Annotated in this window: 15 protein-coding genes and 1 pseudogene; 14 read left to right on the top strand and 2 right to left on the bottom strand. The window is 32.3% G+C overall.

Annotated features, from left to right (window positions below; translation table 11 throughout):
- Positions 1–135: 135 nt before the first annotated feature.
- The 14 genes and pseudogenes from GXK57_RS04305 (at position 136) to GXK57_RS04240 (ending at position 15,062) form a co-directional block, all read left to right on the top strand.
- Positions 136–1,866: an oleate hydratase gene (locus tag GXK57_RS04305; protein ID WP_160671977.1), complete on the top strand. Its 1,731-nt coding sequence runs from the start codon at positions 136–138 to the stop codon at positions 1,864–1,866.
- Positions 1,867–2,038: 172 nt separating this feature from the next.
- A pseudogene (locus GXK57_RS04300) lies at positions 2,039–2,317 on the top strand (IS1595 family transposase); the annotation flags it as partial.
- 50 nt (positions 2,318–2,367) lie between these two features.
- Positions 2,368–2,919 carry an AAA family ATPase gene (locus tag GXK57_RS04295; protein WP_160671974.1) on the top strand — a complete coding sequence of 184 codons (552 nt, stop codon included), beginning with the start codon at positions 2,368–2,370 and terminating at the stop codon, positions 2,917–2,919.
- A 221-nt stretch (positions 2,920–3,140) separates the two neighbouring features.
- The gene (locus tag GXK57_RS04290; RefSeq protein ID WP_160671971.1) at positions 3,141–3,836 is read left to right on the top strand and encodes a DUF6773 family protein; all 696 of its coding nucleotides are present in this window, start codon (positions 3,141–3,143) and stop codon (positions 3,834–3,836) included.
- A gap of 16 nt (positions 3,837–3,852) precedes the next feature.
- Positions 3,853–4,047 carry a helix-turn-helix transcriptional regulator gene (locus GXK57_RS04285; RefSeq protein ID WP_160671968.1) on the top strand — a complete coding sequence of 65 codons (195 nt, stop codon included), beginning with the start codon at positions 3,853–3,855 and terminating at the stop codon, positions 4,045–4,047.
- A gap of 130 nt (positions 4,048–4,177) precedes the next feature.
- Positions 4,178–5,584: an AmmeMemoRadiSam system protein A gene (gene amrA / locus GXK57_RS04280; RefSeq protein WP_160672680.1), complete on the top strand. Its 1,407-nt coding sequence runs from the start codon at positions 4,178–4,180 to the stop codon at positions 5,582–5,584.
- A gap of 14 nt (positions 5,585–5,598) precedes the next feature.
- Positions 5,599–6,453: an AmmeMemoRadiSam system radical SAM enzyme gene (gene amrS / locus GXK57_RS04275; protein ID WP_160671965.1), complete on the top strand. Its 855-nt coding sequence runs from the start codon at positions 5,599–5,601 to the stop codon at positions 6,451–6,453.
- Positions 6,454–6,890: 437 nt separating this feature from the next.
- Positions 6,891–8,033 (top strand): aldo/keto reductase, encoded by a 1,143-nt coding sequence (locus tag GXK57_RS04270; protein ID WP_160671962.1) that lies wholly within the window; start codon positions 6,891–6,893, stop codon positions 8,031–8,033.
- A 104-nt stretch (positions 8,034–8,137) separates the two neighbouring features.
- Positions 8,138–9,535, top strand: a complete 1,398-nt coding sequence (gene larC / locus GXK57_RS04265) for a nickel pincer cofactor biosynthesis protein LarC (protein WP_160671959.1) — start codon at positions 8,138–8,140, stop codon at positions 9,533–9,535.
- Positions 9,536–9,572: 37 nt separating this feature from the next.
- Positions 9,573–10,424: an ATP-dependent sacrificial sulfur transferase LarE gene (gene larE, locus GXK57_RS04260; RefSeq protein ID WP_160671956.1), complete on the top strand. Its 852-nt coding sequence runs from the start codon at positions 9,573–9,575 to the stop codon at positions 10,422–10,424.
- An 8-nt stretch (positions 10,425–10,432) separates the two neighbouring features.
- Complete coding sequence (gene larB, locus GXK57_RS04255) at positions 10,433–11,179, top strand: nickel pincer cofactor biosynthesis protein LarB (RefSeq protein WP_160671951.1); 747 nt, start codon at positions 10,433–10,435, stop codon at positions 11,177–11,179.
- Between the two features lie 251 nt (positions 11,180–11,430).
- Positions 11,431–12,000, top strand: a complete 570-nt coding sequence (locus tag GXK57_RS04250) for a TetR/AcrR family transcriptional regulator C-terminal domain-containing protein (RefSeq protein ID WP_160671948.1) — start codon at positions 11,431–11,433, stop codon at positions 11,998–12,000.
- Positions 12,001–12,281: 281 nt separating this feature from the next.
- The gene (locus GXK57_RS04245) at positions 12,282–13,967 is read left to right on the top strand and encodes an oleate hydratase (RefSeq protein WP_160671945.1); all 1,686 of its coding nucleotides are present in this window, start codon (positions 12,282–12,284) and stop codon (positions 13,965–13,967) included.
- Between the two features lie 276 nt (positions 13,968–14,243).
- Positions 14,244–15,062 (top strand): nitroreductase family protein, encoded by an 819-nt coding sequence (locus GXK57_RS04240; RefSeq protein ID WP_160671942.1) that lies wholly within the window; start codon positions 14,244–14,246, stop codon positions 15,060–15,062.
- Positions 15,063–15,470: 408 nt separating this feature from the next.
- On the opposite strand, the gene GXK57_RS04235 is transcribed toward GXK57_RS04240, so the two are convergent.
- Both GXK57_RS04235 and map read right to left on the bottom strand, forming a co-directional pair.
- Complete coding sequence (locus GXK57_RS04235; RefSeq protein WP_160671939.1) at positions 15,471–15,980, bottom strand: GNAT family N-acetyltransferase; 510 nt, start codon at positions 15,978–15,980, stop codon at positions 15,471–15,473.
- A 224-nt stretch (positions 15,981–16,204) separates the two neighbouring features.
- Positions 16,205–16,951, bottom strand: coding sequence for a type I methionyl aminopeptidase (gene map / locus GXK57_RS04230; RefSeq protein WP_160671936.1), 747 nt, complete (start codon positions 16,949–16,951; stop codon positions 16,205–16,207).
- Positions 16,952–17,034 lie beyond the last annotated feature (83 nt).

The following is a 17,034-nucleotide window of genomic DNA, read 5'->3' as shown; positions in this document are numbered from 1 at the left end:
AATGAATACATGTAGAGCATTCTATACAAAAGACATAATCTGTATAATTACAATGTTTTCTTACTGCATTATAATTAAAATAAATAAAGGATTTAAACTTACTTAATATTTTATTTGTTACGTGGAGGGAAAGGTATGGGAAAGAATTCTAAAAAGGACAAAACTAATCTTTGGATTGCACTGGGTGCTATTGCTGGGGCAGCAACTGTAGCGGCAATAGGTGCTAAGAAGTTAAAGGATAGAGGTAAAAAGGAAGAAATTAATACTTTGCCTAAGATAAATGATGAAGAGAGGCAAGTTTATTTTATTGGAGGAGGACTAGCATCCTTAGCCGGTGCAGCTTATCTTATAAGAGATTGTAACTTTAAAGGAGAAAACATTCATATAATTGAAGGTCTTAAAGTACTTGGAGGAAGCAACGATGGTGCAGGAGATGCCGAAACTGGTTTTATATGTAGAGGCGGAAGAATGCTAAATGAAGAAACCTATGAGAACTTTTGGGAACTTTTTTCAACTATACCTTCAATAGATATGCCGGGAATGAGTGTCACTGAAGAAATACTAAACTTTGATCATTCACATCCTACTCACGCTAAGGCAAGATTAGTGGATAGAAATGGTAAGATACAAGATGTTAAGAGTATGGGCTTTAATAATGCAGATCGAATGGCGCTTGGTAAACTTTTGACTACTCCAGAAGAAAAGCTTGATGATATGACCATAGAGCAATGGTTTAAACATACTCCACATTTTTTTGAAACTAATTTCTGGTATATGTGGCAAACTACTTTTGCTTTTCAGAAATGGTCAAGTCTATTCGAATTTAAAAGATATATGGATAGGATGATATTTGAATTTTCTCGTATTGAGACTCTTGAAGGGGTTACTAGAACACCATACAATCAATATGATTCAGTTATATTACCAATTAAGAATTATTTAGATAAATATGGAGTAGACTTTAGTATAAATGCAACGGTGACTGATCTAGATTTTAGACCTGGTGAAGAAATTACAGTTACAGCAATACACGTTAAAGATGTTGAAGGTGAAAAGGTAATTGAGCTTAAGGATGAAGATGTTTGCATCATGATAAATGGATGTATGACTGATAATGCTACCTTAGGCGATATGCACAAAGCGCCAGAATATAAAACTGAAAAGCCTATGTCAGGAGAGCTTTGGAGTAAGATTGCTAAAAAGAAGTGGGGGCTTGGCAATCCTGAGTCATTCTTTGATCATCCAGAAGAGACTAATTGGGAGAGTTTTACTGTAACTTGTAAGGGAAATAAGCTTCTTAAGATGATTGAAAGATTTTCTTCTAATGTACCTGGTAGTGGAGCACTTATGACGTTTAAGGATTCAAATTGGCTTATGAGTATAGTTGTTGCAGCGCAACCACACTTTAGAAATCAGCCTTTGGATACTACAATATTCTGGGGCTATGGATTGTATACAGATAGAGTTGGCGATTATGTAAAGAAGCCAATGAGAGAGTGTACAGGAGAAGAACTATTGATAGAACTCTTACATCATCTTCATATGGAGGATAACCTTGAAGAGTTAATGGAAGATGTGGTAAATGTAATACCATGTATGATGCCATATATAGATGCACAGTTCCAGCCACGTAAGAAAACAGACCGCCCTGAGGTGGTACCTAAGGGCTCCACAAACTTTGCAATGATAAGTCAATTTGTTGAAATACCAGAAGATATGGTATTCACTGAAGAATATTCAGTTCGTGCAGCAAGAATAGCAGTATATACATTATTTAATGTTAAGGATAAGAAAATATGTCCTGTAACTCCTTACAACAAAAAACCTAAAGTTTTAAAGGAAGCTCTGAAGACTTCTTTTAGATAGATTATGAAGGTGCAATAAGGTTTTCACTTTATTGCACTTTTTTTATTTAGGCTTTGTTAAATCACCATTATGATATTAAATGGTAATTCATATAATGATTTAATTCATCTATTATATGATATAAGTAAAGTATAAAGGTACAAAGCCATCTAAGATGATAAGAAAATCTCGCAAAAGAGGTAAACATAAAGAAGGAATTTACCATATTCAACACATTAATGCTGTACACAGCAAATTGAAAAAGTGGATGAATAGGTTTAATGGAGTTGCAACCAAATATATCAGTAATTATATGTACTGGTTTAAATGGCTACAATTATTTGAAAATGATAAGGAAGTAGTAAAAATCAAGAACGTTATGGTTCAATGTAATGTAGCCCACGCTTATACAAAGATAAAAAACTTTAGAGAAAGAGAGCCAATATTCATTTTGTTGTGTACATTGTATTGACATTAATATTACAATTAACATATGTTAATATAAGAAAGTAGAGGGGTAAAATGGGGAAAGGGAAAATTATATTTTTAAATGGCACATCAAGTTCTGGAAAAAGTTCATTAGCAATAAAAATACAGGAAATTTCAGAAGAGAAATTCTATCATGTTCAAATTGATACATTTTGTGATATGTTACATGAAAAATTTTTTGATAATGACTTTGTAAATACTGAAAATTCAGTTGCCTCTATAATGCATAATTTTATTGTGTTTTTATGTAAAAGTGGGCAAAATGTGATAGTTGATACAGTTATTGAAAATCATCATGAAAATTGGTTAAGAGAATGTGTAGAATTATTACACGATATGCCAGTTACATTTGTAAAGGTAAATTGTCCTTTGTATGAACTTGAAAGAAGAGAATTAGAACGTGGAGATAGGAACATTGGACAGGCGAAAGCCCAATTAAGCAATATGGATTTTAATGCTATTTATGATTTAGAGGTAAATACATATGAAAATTCAACAGAAGAATGTGCAAGAATTATTAAAAATAAAATGAAAATTGAAAATGAGCAAAATGCATTTAAAAAAATATATAAAAAATATAAATAATAATAGAATTAGTCCAATATAAGATAGCCATGTAGTAATACAGAAATATTATTATAATTAAGGGGAGTGAAATGACTCCCCTTAAAAATTTATATATTATCAACACTATTCTAAAACATAGCCATTATAAAAAACTAAATGCAATATATATTTGACATTATATATAGTATATATTATATTTATATTATGTATTAAAAGTAAGATAATGGAGATTGATAGTGATGAAGTGTCTTTTTAAAGATGAAAGAATAAAGAAAAAAGAAAATGAAATCTTAGCGCTTATGTATCTTCTTACACTAGTTATGATAGGGATACTATTGATATTGAAGCTAGTATTTTTAGAGAAAACAATAAAGTATTATGCATTTGACATGTTAGCTTTGTTAAGTTCAATAGGATATTTGATGTTAAGATCATTGATATCAGGGATTCCATTTTTTAAGACTAATGATGAGTACTTAAAACAGTTGCAAAGTAAATATAGAGCACATTGTTTCTATATTTGTACTCATGTGTATTTAGCGGCAGTGTTTGTATCTGTTTTTTTTCTTGACATGGTAAATTTCTGGAGCTTCTATTACTTAGCTATTTATATCTTACCATCTTATATTTATGCTAAGGCTGCTATTAAAAATGGATTATTTACCTTTGGAGGTAAAAAGCGAGAAGAAAAAAGTCTTAGAAATCTAAAGATAAATGCTTTAATAGGAGGACTATGTTTTGTAGGGTATAACATAATAATGGAAATATATAAAGGAACTATATTAGATAAACATACGTTAATTGGTATTGCTATAGTTTTCTTTATATATTCAGGTGTGTGTTACTTTAAAGCTAAGCATGATATATATATATCGGAAGAATATGCAGAGGAGCAAATTAGTGGTGCTTCATATAACGATGAAAATGAAGTGTAAAATAGGTGATTAATATATGAAGAATAAAAAGATGAAAATAGCCAGAATAGAATGCGATTTGTCACAGGAGCAGTTGGCTGAAGCTGTAGGAGTTACGAGACAGACTATTGGTTTAATTGAGTCTGGTAAATATAATCCAACTCTTAATTTGTGCGTATCAATATGTAAGGCGTTGAATAAAACTCTAAACGACCTATTTTGGGAAGAGTAATATAATATTTGTTGGTAAGACTATATAGAGATGTACTAATTCATAAACAATATTTTTTATACCTGTAACTATAGAAATTAATTGTTTTTAGAAGGGGTACATCTTTATATTTATGATAGAGGTGATTGCTATGAGTTTAAAAGGTTTTTATTTGCTGCCTCATCCACCAATAGCCTTACCAGAAGTAGGAAAAGGTGAAGAGCAAAAGATAAGTGCAACTGGAGAAAGTTTTCATTTTATAGGAGAAGATATTGCTAAAAATGCTCCAGATACTATAATACTGGTGACTCCCCATGGGGTTATGTTTCAAGATGCCATAGCAATTAGCTATGAGGATGAGATATATGGTGACCTAAAGAATTTTAGAGTCCCTAATGTTTCCATGAAGCTTAAAATAGACAAAAATATCACAAAGAAAATTTATGAGCTAGCTTATAATGAGGGAATACCTGTCGTAATGGCTACAAATTCTTTGCTTAATAAATATGATCAATCAGTAAGCTTAGATCATGGAGCTATGGTCCCCCTCTATTTTATAAATAAGCACTATAACAACTATAAATTTGTTCATATTACTTATGCAGCTTTGAGTGATATTGACTTATATAGATTTGGTATAGCTATAAGAAGGGCAGTGGAGGAGTTAAATGTAAATGCTGTGCTTATAGCTAGTGGAGATTTGTCTCATAGATTAAAGGAAGAGGGGCCGTATGGATACAATCCTTATGGTGAAAAATTTGATAAAGAGTTCCTTGACAATTTGGCAAAAGGTGATGTTAAGAAGGTTCTAACCATAGATAAGGAAACTGTTTGTGAAGCGGGAGAATGCGGCAGAAGATCTACAGTAACATTATTGGGAGCCTTAGAAGGAAAAAAATTTAATGGTGATTTATTAAGTTACGAAGGTACTTTTGGTGTAGGTTACGGGGTTATGAAATTTAATGTGTTATCAGAAGATGTTCCAAAGCTTCCAGAGCTTGAAAATATACGAAAAACGCAGTACGAAAAAAAGAGTATTCAAAGTGATCCTTACGTAAGACTAGCCAGAGAAAGTCTTACCACTTATTTGACCACAAGAAGAAAGCTTAAAGAAATACCTAACTATGTACCAAATGAAATGAACAATATGCAGAGAGGTGTATTTGTTTCTCTCAAAAAGCATGGAGATTTAAGAGGATGTATAGGAACCATATTTCCAGCAACAGATAGTGTTGCAAAGGAGATAATTAGAAATGCTATAGAAGCAGGACTAAATGACCCTAGATTTTATGAAGTGGAAGAAGAAGAACTTATGGATATTGATTTTTCAGTAGATGTATTAACAGAGCCAGAAGTTGCTTCTAAAGAAGACTTAAATCCAAAGGAATATGGTGTTATTGTGAGGCATATAGGAAAGACAGGTCTTTTGCTGCCAGATTTGGAGGGCGTAGATACTGTGGAAGAACAACTTTCTATTGCTTTAGAAAAGGGTAATATAGATCCTGATGAAGAGTACACTATTCAAAGATTTCAGGTAATAAGACATAAAGAAAGCTAGGAAGTGGGTAAAAGATGAAAAGAGAAGCTATGTTTTATGAGCAGCTGAAGGATAAAGTACATTGTTATCTATGTCCACATAATTGTGTAATTGAAAATGGACATATTGGAAAATGTAATGTAAGAACCAATGAAGATGGAAAGCTTTATAGCTTAAACTATGGAGAAATAACTTCTGCTTCCTTAGATCCTATTGAAAAGAAACCGCTGTATTTTTTTAAGCCTGGCTCCTATATATTGTCGGTGGGAAGCTATGGCTGTAATTTTGTATGTGGCTTTTGCCAGAATTACAGCATATCTCAACAAATAGCTAAAAGTGAACTGGTAACTAAAGAGGAATTGGTGGATACCATACTAACTACAAAAGATAATATTGGTATTGCCTTTACCTACAATGAGCCTAGCATTTGGTATGAATATGTATATGATTGCGCTAAACTTTTGAAGGAAACCAATAAAGACTCATCTGTTGTTATAGTTACTAACGGCTATATCAGTGAAGAACCCTTAAAAATGCTTCTGCCTTATGTGGATGCGATGAACATAGATTTAAAAAGCTATAGTAATAGATACTATAAAGAGTTATGCGGAGGAAGTTTACAGCCGGTTTTAAAAACTATAGAAGTAGCCTCTAAGGCTTGTCACGTTGAGATAACTACCTTGCTTGTTAGTGAAGAAAACGATAGCTTAGAGGAAGTAGAGGAGATTGCAAAGTTCTTGAGTTCCATAGATAAGGATATTCCATTGCACCTTTCAAGATATTTTCCTAGATATAAACTTTTGAATTCACCAACAGACTTAAAATTTATGAGGGATGCTGAAATAACAGCAAGAAGGTATTTAAACAGAGTTATGTTAGGAAATGTATAATATATTTTATATAAATTAGCTTACGGTGTACTATCACGAATCAAAATTTCATTGAACTTATATATTTTTTCTTTGATTTTTCTAACCTTCAAAGTAAGTTTTGAAGGTTTTTATTGTTAAGACCAGTTATACAAAAAAATAAAAAGTTTTTCTAGTTAATCATAGTAATTTTAGTGGCTTAGAACAGCTATTTAGGGTGAACAGTAAAAAACATGTAACTTGCCAAATTTTCTTTAGCTTAATGCAATTAATTCAAACACGAATTTAACATTGCATTCACGAATTTAACTTTTCATTTTACGAAAAATATTTTAACGATGTATTGACTTAGAGTACACTAAAGGGTGTAATATTTATAATGTGTGGAAACCGAAGATTAAATTAGGATAAAATGAAGAATTTAAAAGTAATGGTGTTATTTAAGAGGAGGAGTTGCAATGTTATACAGAAATTTTGGTAAGACAAATGAAAAGGTTTCGATTTTAGGCTTTGGATGTATGAGACTTCCTTTAATTCCAGGAGGAGATCCATCACAAATTTATGAAGAAAAAGCTACAAAACTAGTAAGATATGCCATAGATAACGGTGTAAACTATATAGATACTGCTTATCCATATCATGGTAATGGAATGACAAAAGGAGGAGGAGCAAGTGAACCTTTTGTTGGAAGAGTTCTAAAAGATGGATACAGAGAAAAGGTAAAGCTAGCAACAAAGCTTCCAAGCTGGTTAATAAAGTCTAGAAGCGATATGGATAAATATTTGAATGAGCAATTAGAGCGTTTAGACACAGATCACATAGATTTTTATTTAGTACATGCTCTTAATAAGGGTGATTGGGACAGGCTAAAGGCTAATGGAATAAATGAATTTTTAGATTCAGCTATTAAGGATGGCAGGATAAAGCATGCAGGGTTCTCTTTTCATGATAAATTGGAAGTATTTAAAGAAATAGTAGACTCTTATGATTGGTCTTTCTGTCAAATACAATATAACTACTTAGACGAAGAGTTCCAAGCTGGTACTGAAGGCTTAGAGTATGCTGCACAAAGAGGCTTGGGCATTACTATAATGGAACCTATAAGAGGTGGAAAGTTAGTTAATAATCTTCCAAACGAAGCTAAAGCTGCCTTTGATACTGCAGAAGTAAAAAGAACTCCTGCGGAGTGGGCTTTAAGATGGGTATGGAATCATCCAGAAGTTAAGGTAGTACTTAGTGGAATGAATACTTTAGAACAAGTAGTTGAGAACATAAAAACAGCTAGCGAAGCTGAAGAAAACTCACTAACTGAAAAAGAATTACAACTAGTTACTGATGTTAAGAATATTATAGAAAGTAAGGTTAAGGTAAACTGTACGGCTTGTGCTTATTGTATGCCATGTCCAGCAGGTGTTAATATTCCTAGATGCTTCAGTGCTTACAATAACTACAATATGTTCCCAGGAGATGAATCCTATAAATACATTCCTGAAAAAGAAAGAGCTACAAGCTGTGTACAATGCGGTAAATGTGAAACTCACTGCCCTCAAGAAATTAAAATTCGTGAACATCTAAAGGATATAAGAGCGGTTTTTGCATAGAAGCTAAATAAAGATACGATTATTATTAAGGTTGCTCTAGCAATTTCTTTTTGCTAGAGCAGTTATTTAAAGATTAAATAATAAATTCAATGGAGAGAAATAAGATGAAGATATTATATTATGATTGTTTTTGCGGAATCAGTGGAGATATGAATCTAGGTGCACTAATTGATTTAGGAGTAGATAAGGAATATTTACTTAAGGAAATATCAAAATTGAATATTTCTTCTGAATATGAAATAAAGATTGAAAAAGGAATTAAGAATGGAATAACTGGAACTAAAGTAGATGTTATCATAAAGAAGCAGGACAGTCATAGTCATATACATACTGAGGAAGAGCATATAGAGCAGTATCATACTCATGTAGATGCTAATGGTGTTGAGTATAAGCATGTTCATAGCCACAATTCTAACCAGGAATATGAACAGCATAATCACAATCATGATAATAATCATGCACATCAGCATACAGATAGTGAACATCATCATACAGAGCATGACCATCAACATGAAGCTCATGATTGCCATCATCACCATGAAGATCATGGACATAGAAATTTAAAGGATATTGAGAATATAATAAATTCCAGTGATTTAAGTGAAAGCATTAAGAACTTGAGCCTAGCAATATTTATGAGAGTGGCTGAGGCAGAAGCAGAAGTACATGGTAAATCCATAGAGGAAGTTCATTTTCATGAAGTTGGGGCTATTGATTCTATAATAGATATAGTTGGAGCTGCCATAGCAATAGATTACTTAAAGGTAGATAAGATAATGGCATCTACAGTACAGCTTGGTGGGGGATTTGTAAAATGTGCTCATGGGATTATACCAGTTCCTGCTCCAGCAACTATAAGAATACTTAAAGGTATACCTGTAAAAACTGGAATAGTTAACTTTGAAACTACCACTCCAACAGGAGCAGCTATCTTAGCAGAAAATGTTGATAGCTTCACTGACAAGATGGAGTTTGAAATAAAAAGCATAGGATACGGTCTTGGAACTAGAGAATTGGACATACCTAATGTGTTAAGAGTTTACTTAGGAGAGCAAGGTAAAGCTGAAGAGGTAGAGGAGCAGTTTTTACTTGAAACCAATATAGATGATATGAATCCAGAGATATATGGATATATAGAGGAAAAGCTTTTTTCTTTAGGGGCATTGGATGTATTTAAGACTCCAATTATCATGAAGAAGGGAAGACCAGCCATAAAACTAAGCGTTTTAACTAACAGTATCAACGAAGAAAAAGTTCTATCAGTAATATTTAAAGAAACAACTTCTATCGGAATTAGAAAGTTCAAGGTTGAAAAAGTTATGTTAAAAAGGGATTTTAAAAAAGTTGATACAACATATGGACAAGTAACTGTAAAAAATTCTTACTATAAAGGCGAATTAGTTAAAGCTAAGGCCGAATATGAAGATTGCAAGAAGATAGCAATAGAAAATGACATTCCACTAATAAAGATTTATGATGAAGTAAACAAATTAATTAAGTAAGTAATCTTAGATTAATAAGAAATTAGGAGTGAGTAATATGTTGCTTAAAGAGAAATTTCAATTACTAAAAGATATAATTAAAGAAAAAGGAAGTGCAGCAGTGGCTTTTTCAGGTGGAGTAGACAGTACTTTTCTGGTAAAGGTTGCTTATGAAGTTCTAGGTGACAAGGTAATAGCTGTGACAGCTACCTCATCAACTTACCCAGAGAGAGAGTTAAAAGAAGCCATTAAATATGCTAAGGACATGGGCGTAAAGCATCTAATAATTTCCTCAGAAGAACTTGATATAGAAGGCTTTGCTAGTAATCCTAAAAATAGATGCTATTATTGCAAGAAAGAGCTTTTCACAAAGATAAAAGAAGTGGCTAAAGAAAATGTGGTAGAATACGTTTTTGATGGTTCTAACTTAGATGATAATGGTGATTATAGACCAGGGATGCAGGCTGCAAAAGAATTGAAAGTTATAAGTCCGTTAAAGCTAGCAGGTTTAACAAAAAATGATATAAGAGAATTATCTAAGGAGCTTGGACTGCCAACCTGGGATAAACCATCCTTTGCGTGTCTATCTTCGAGATTTCCTTATGGACATAAGATAACCATGCCAAAGCTTAAGATGGTAGATCAAGCGGAACAGTTCCTTCTTGATATGGGCATAAGACAAGTGAGAGTAAGACATCATGGAGAAATCGCAAGAATAGAAGTTTCACCAGAAGAAAGAAAACAATTTTTTGACATTGAGGTCATGAATAAAATAGGTGAAAGATTTAAAGAAATTGGATTTACTTATGTTACCCTAGACATGCTAGGATATAGAACAGGCAGCATGAATGAAGTTTTGAAAAAAGAAGAGAAAGCTCTATTTACTATACAAAAAAAGAGTCTTAACTAGAGGTAATTATGGATAAGATCGATATAAAAAAGTTACTGGAAGCAGTTAAAAACAATGAGATAGAAATAGATACTGCAGCTAAGGAAATAGAAGATCTACCTTTTAAGGACTTGGGTTTTGCTGTAATTGATAACCATAGACAGATAAGAACAGGTTATCCAGAAGTAATATACTGTGAAGGTAAAACTGTAGAACAGGTAAAAAATATAGTTGAGTTTATGCTTACCAAGGATAGTAATATACTAGCTACTAGAGCCAGTGAAGAAATGTTTAAGGCTGTGAAAGAAATATGTGATGATGCTTGTTACAACAAACTTGGAAGGACTATAACTATAAGGAAGAAGGCTTTAGAACCAACTGAAAGCTACATAGCTATAGTTTCTGCTGGAACCTCTGACTTGCCTGTAGTAGAAGAAGCAGCTGAGACTGCAATGATTCTTGGAAACAGAGTAGAGAAGGTTGTAGATGTAGGGGTTGCGGGAATACACAGGTTATTTGCTAGACTTGATATTATAAGAGGAGCTAAAGTAGTGATTGTAATCGCTGGTATGGAAGGAGCTCTTGCAAGTGTAATTGGTGGATTAGTAGACAAGCCAGTTATTGCAGTTCCTACTAGTATTGGTTATGGAGCGAACTTTGGAGGCTTTGCAGCTCTTTTATCAATGCTTAACAGCTGTGCCAATGGTATAAGTGTTGTTAATATAGATAATGGATTTGGTGCTGCTTATAATGCAAGCATGATTAATCAGTTATAATTTTGTAATATAGATATCTTACGTAAGTTAATGCTATAAAATTAAAGAAAAATATTATTGCCTATGATACAATTACTATGTAAGTAATAAGTAATTGTATCATAGGCATTTTATATTTTGATATAATATGATAAGATAGAACATAATTTACCACTTGATGAAACTAACACAGACTTAATTTAAGAAGTGGTTTGGATAATATAGGAAATGAGTTTCGAATACTATAGAAAAGATTATATAGGAGGAGTTTAATGGCAAATTCATATATGACTAAGCAATTAATGGCAGAATCGCTAAAAAAGCTAATGGAGAAGACACCCTTTAATAAGATATCAATACAAAATATTGTAGATGGTTGTGGAGTTACAAGACAAGCTTTTTATTATCACTTTCAGGATGTTTATCAGTTGTTAGGGTGGATTTATAATAATGAAGCCGTATATTATTTGGAGCAAAATAAATCCTATTCTACTTGGAAGGAAGGATATCTTGAGGCGTTTAAATATATAGAGCAAAATAAGGCCTTTTGCATCAATACCCTTCACTCCATAGGGAGAGATCATCTTGAAAGATTTCTATTTTCTAATACATCTAATTCATTAAAGAAAATTATAGATGAAATCTCTGAAGGAATAAATGTTCCAGAAAGCTATAAGAAGTTTATAATTGACTTCTATACTCCGGCTTTTATAGCCCTGGTTGGAAAGTGGATGGAAGAGGACATGAAGGAAAAACCGGAAACTATAATTGCAGATGTAGGGTTTTTGGTTGACGGAACCATAAGACAGGCAATGCTAAGATATGAAGAAGAACACAGATAATTGACAAATCTGTGTTTTTTTGATGTTTAAAATTACAATAGGAGTAATTTGTAAAGATATTTTACAAATGGTCTTTTCTGTAAATTGTAAAATTTTATGCAAAAAACTATATTGTAGTTAAAGAGGACACTTACTTAGAGTAGCTTGTAAATGTCTATGCTAAATCTAGAAATACGATATTTACAGATTACTTATTTAAACCGCTTTTCAAAAATATAAATTTTTATTAAGAAGTGCCTTATATAATATTAAATTTTTTGTATATGAAAGGGTGAAGGCTTATGAAAAATTATGAGAGAATTAATACAGTGCCTCAAAAAGGTATTGAAAGGAAGAAAGCTTATTTAGTAGGTGGAGGAATTGCCTCTCTTGCTGCAGCAGCTTTTCTAATTAGGGATGGACATATGCCACCAGAAAATATTCACATTCTAGAAGAGTCTCAAGTTTTTGGTGGAAGTATGGATGGTGCTGGCAATGCAGAAGATGGCTATAGTGCTCGTGGTGGAAGAGAATTAGAATCTAGAATGGAATGTTTGTACGAGTTATTTAGTTTTATACCTTCATTGACAAACCCTGAGAGAACAGTTCTTGATGAATTTAGAGAACTAAATATTGCAGAGCCAATAAAATCGCACTGTAGATTAGTAGAAAACAAAGGGCATAAGGCTGATTTTTCTACCTTAGGATTGGAATTTGAAGATATTATCTCCTTGAATAAGTTAGTATTAGCTCATGATGATGAAATAGGGAATGCCACCTGTGAACAATGGTTCAAGCCTCACTTTTTTGAGACAAACTTCTGGTATTTTTGGCGCTCTATGTTTGCCTTCGAAAACTGGCATAGTGTACTAGAAGTAAAAAGGTATATGGTACGTTTTATGCATTTAATCGGAGGTATGAATCAACTAGATGGCATCCTTCATACAGAATATAATCAATATGATTCTTTAATACTACCTTTAATTACTTGGTTAAAAAATACAGGTGTGGTTATGGAGCTCGGAGTACAGGTTACTAATCTAGATATAAAGATTTCTGAAGATGAAAAAACTGTTGAACGAATTTATATTAATAGAAAGGGTGTCCAAGAAATTATAAATACTACTTCTGAAGATTTAGTATTTGTAACCAATGGATCAATGACAGAGAATTCTACCTTGGGTAACACAGATACACCAGCTATACTTAATAGAAATCAAAAAGAAAGAGGCTGCTGGACTTTATGGGAAAACATCGCTAAACAAGACCCTGAACTTGGACATCCAGAAGTATTTTGTGGTGATATCGATAAATCAAAATGGCTTTCTTTTACTGTAACTATAACAGACGATACTACTGTATTTGATCATCTATTAAATTTAACTGGAGACGAGCCTGGAATGGGAGGCGTTGTGACCATAAAGGATTCAAGCTGGCTTATTTCATGGGTTACACCAAAGCAGCCACATTTTATAAATCAACCTGACAATGTTCAAGTTCTTTGGGCATACGGTTTATTCCCAGATAAGGTTGGAGATTTTGTTAATAAGAAGATGAGTGACTGTACAGGAGCAGAATTATTCTCGGAACTTCTTTATCATATGGGCTTAGAAGATAAGATAGATGAAATACTTCCTTCTTGTAAGGTTATTCCATGTATGATGCCTTATATAACAAGCCAGTTTATGCCTCGTAGAAAAGGTGATCGTCCAGCAGTTATTCCTAATGGTTCTACCAACCTAGCTTTCTTAGGACAATTCTCAGAAATACCAAATGATTGCGTATTTACAGTAGAATACTCTGTAAGATCAGCAATAATGGCTGTTTATGGACTATTAAAATTAGACAAAATAGTTCCACCGGTTTATGAAGGGCAATATGATGTTCGCGTCTTACTAAATGCAGTTAAGACAATGTTAGGAAACAGAGAAATATCCATAGACAAATTGCTAGGAAAGCTTTTGTTTAACACAGGAATAATAAAATAAGCCTTACTTTAACAGAGATTTTAGGGAACTTATAATGAAAAGTTCCCTTTATTTTTTTGAATATATTTTATGCAATATAATTGGATGATAAATATGCCAAAACATGAGGAAGTAACCAAAATATAAAGCTATATGCATAAAAAACAGCTATTAGTATAAATAAATAAGTTAGACTAATATAATAACCAAGTGTTATAATCTTTTTAGTCTAAAATATTATTTAAAAAGTCTTAAATGCCTAAAAGACTTTGATAGAGAGTAGGAGAGTGTAACCATATGATGAATGTTAATGCAGAAAAGTGTATAGGCTGTGGTTTGTGCGTAAAGGATTGTTTTGTAAGAGATATTGAGTTAGTTGATGGAAAAGCTAGAATAAAAAATGAAGCTTGCTTCAAATGTGGACATTGTATAGCGGTTTGTCCAAAGGAAGCTGTATCAACAGATGAGTACAATATGGAAGATGTGAAAGCTTATAATAAAGAAGAGTTTGAAATACAACCAGAAAGATTATTAAACTTCATTAAGTTTAGAAGAACAGTAAGACAATTTCAGAAGAAGGATGTAGAAGTTGAAAAACTTAATAAGATAATTGAAGCTGGAAGATTTACTCAAACTGGAACAAATGCTCAAAATGTTTCTTATATTGTAGTTAAAGACGGTATAAAAGAGTTAAAGGACCTTGCTTTCGAAGGTTTAAAAAATGCAGGAGAATATATGCTTGCAAACTTAACTCCTCAAACTATGCCTTATAAGAGATATGCAGAGATGTGGATTACTATGTATGAAGCTTTTAAGGCAGATCCATTACAGGACAAGCTATTTTTCAATGCTCCAGCAGTAGTGCTTGTAGTATCAGATTCAGAAGTTAATGCTTCTTTAGCAGCTTCCAATATGGAATTAATGACTGATGCATTAGGCCTTGGAACTTTCTTTAGTGGATTCTTTATAAAAGCAGCTGAAACAAATAAAGCTATTAGAGAATTCTTAGGATTAAATGAAGGTCAAAAAATAGTGAATTGTATGGTTATTGGATATCCAGCAGTTAAATATCAAAGAACAGTACCAAGAAAAGATGCAGTGGTTTCTTGGAAGTAATAAGGATTTTATAGACATAAAGGCTGTTACTAATATTATATTAGTAACAGCCTTTATGGTATATAATTCTTTATGAGTTTCTTATATTATAGGGTTCAAGGCTCGAAGTTTAAGTTATACTCACCGTTAAAATCTTGCAAAATCTATTGCAAGTAAAACTCATAACTTAAAGTTTGATCTTGTAACCCTATATTTAGGATTTCAAACTCAACTATTAAGTTATGCGTGCCATACAATCACCAGAAGCAGCGATTATCAAATAAGTATAAGTTTAGTTTTAATATGTAAGCCCTATATCTGAACTAACTTAAATTAAAATATATAAACCAATAAAGCCATAATTACTAATTACTAGTTAAAGTTATTTCTAGTATCCTTTAGGATTATAGAGCTGCAATATCTATTACTCTAAATATCTACATAATTAGGGTGGACAGGGTCAGAATTTTTGGTTAACATTTTGTTTGGAATTTCATAAATCATATAGTTATCTTTAGCATTGAAGCCATGTCGGGAATAAAGATTTTTACTTTCTTCAGTTGCATTTAACATTATAGAAAGACATTCTTTTTCTCTAGCAAACTCTACTAATTTAGTTAGTAGCAAAGTACCAATTTTCTGTCTTCTATAATCTGGATGAACATAAAGGCTTTCTATATAACCGCATCGTCCAGTTCTATTAGATACTGAGGGAACAGTATCATAGAAAAACAAGATACCAGTTCCAATGATTGCAGCATCATCTTCAGCTAGCATAACCGCACACTGACCAGTAGATAACTTAGCTTTAAAATAATCTTTTACATTTTCTCTAATTTCATAATACTCGTCATCAGTAGGTACCAATTCTAAAAAATCAAGTCTTAAAGATGCAAGAAGTTTAACATCGAAATCATCTGCAAATCTATATGTAAGCAATAAAATCACTCCCTAAAAAGTCTAAATGTTATGCTGATAGATACCACATACTAAAATTAAGAAACATATTTTTACTGATATATAAATAAAAATAAAGAAATAAATTGTATTATTCCTTTATTTTTATAAAATTTTGATTTAATTATTCAGGCTTTTAGGTTACTGTTCTTCTACTATATAAGATTAAAATTCTCTTACTACCTTACTAAGAGTCATGTTAGTTGTTATATAGCAGTTAAAATAATAGGTTCCCCTTTTGTGATAACTATGGTATGTTCAAATTGTGCCACAAAGCTATTATCAGGAGTTTTGTAGGTCCAACCATTAGTATCTTGCATAACATGCTCAGCCTTAGTGGAGATAAAGGTTTCCACTGCAAGAACTAAGCCATTCTTCAGTATTGTATTGTCATTTACATCAAAGTAATTTAGTACATTTTCAGGTGCCTCATGAAGCTTTTTTCCAATGCCATGTCCAGTAAGATCTCTTATTACTGTAAAGCCATTACTATGTGCTTCATTGAAGATTGCTCTGCCAATTTGATTTATTTTGCTACCAGCTTTAGCTTTCATTATTGCTTTACTTAATGCAAGCTTTGAGCAATCACAAAGTTGTTTTTTTATTTCTGAAGCAGGTGATACAACAATAGTTGCACCTGTATCTGAAAAATAGCCATCTAGAACTGCAGAAATATCGATATTTACAGAGTCACCTTCTCTTATAATCCTTGAACCAGGAATACCATGAGCAGCTTCTTCATTGATACTTATGCAGGTGGTTGCTGGAAAATCATATTCATATTTTGGTGCTGATTTTGCACCATAAGAAGAAAGGATTTTTTCACCGATCATATCAAGTTCTTTGGTGGCTATACCTGGCCTAACTGCTTTAAGCATTTCCTCTCTTGCTTCAGCAACTATCTTTCCGATTTTCCTTAGGGAAGTTAAGTCATTATCAGAATTAATAATCAAAAATATCACATCCTAAATCTTTACCTTTTCAGGCATTGTTTTTTACTATAATAACATATAATAGCAAGCTATTGGTTAAATTT

Origin of the sequence: Clostridium sp. C8-1-8 (genome assembly GCF_009928445.1) — a bacterium.
GTDB lineage: Bacteria > Bacillota > Clostridia > Clostridiales > Clostridiaceae > Clostridium_AR.
The sequence above is the reverse complement of the archived record's forward strand: the minus strand, read 5'-3'. Positions and strand labels throughout refer to the sequence as shown.

Bases quoted from the DNA above. Each gene is read 5' to 3' on its own strand.
- GXK57_RS04305 (WP_160671977.1), top strand. From the start codon at position 136: ATGGGAAAGAATTCTAAAAAGGACAAAACTAATCTTTGGATTGCACTG.
- GXK57_RS04295 (WP_160671974.1), top strand. From the start codon at position 2,368: ATGGGGAAAGGGAAAATTATATTTTTAAATGGCACATCAAGTTCTGGA.
- GXK57_RS04290 (WP_160671971.1), top strand. From the start codon at position 3,141: ATGAAGTGTCTTTTTAAAGATGAAAGAATAAAGAAAAAAGAAAATGAA.
- GXK57_RS04285 (WP_160671968.1), top strand. From the start codon at position 3,853: ATGAAGAATAAAAAGATGAAAATAGCCAGAATAGAATGCGATTTGTCA.
- amrA (WP_160672680.1), top strand. From the start codon at position 4,178: ATGAGTTTAAAAGGTTTTTATTTGCTGCCTCATCCACCAATAGCCTTA.
- amrS (WP_160671965.1), top strand. From the start codon at position 5,599: ATGAAAAGAGAAGCTATGTTTTATGAGCAGCTGAAGGATAAAGTACAT.
- GXK57_RS04270 (WP_160671962.1), top strand. From the start codon at position 6,891: ATGTTATACAGAAATTTTGGTAAGACAAATGAAAAGGTTTCGATTTTA.
- larC (WP_160671959.1), top strand. From the start codon at position 8,138: ATGAAGATATTATATTATGATTGTTTTTGCGGAATCAGTGGAGATATG.
- larE (WP_160671956.1), top strand. From the start codon at position 9,573: ATGTTGCTTAAAGAGAAATTTCAATTACTAAAAGATATAATTAAAGAA.
- larB (WP_160671951.1), top strand. From the start codon at position 10,433: ATGGATAAGATCGATATAAAAAAGTTACTGGAAGCAGTTAAAAACAAT.
- GXK57_RS04250 (WP_160671948.1), top strand. From the start codon at position 11,431: ATGGCAAATTCATATATGACTAAGCAATTAATGGCAGAATCGCTAAAA.
- GXK57_RS04245 (WP_160671945.1), top strand. From the start codon at position 12,282: ATGAAAAATTATGAGAGAATTAATACAGTGCCTCAAAAAGGTATTGAA.
- GXK57_RS04240 (WP_160671942.1), top strand. From the start codon at position 14,244: ATGATGAATGTTAATGCAGAAAAGTGTATAGGCTGTGGTTTGTGCGTA.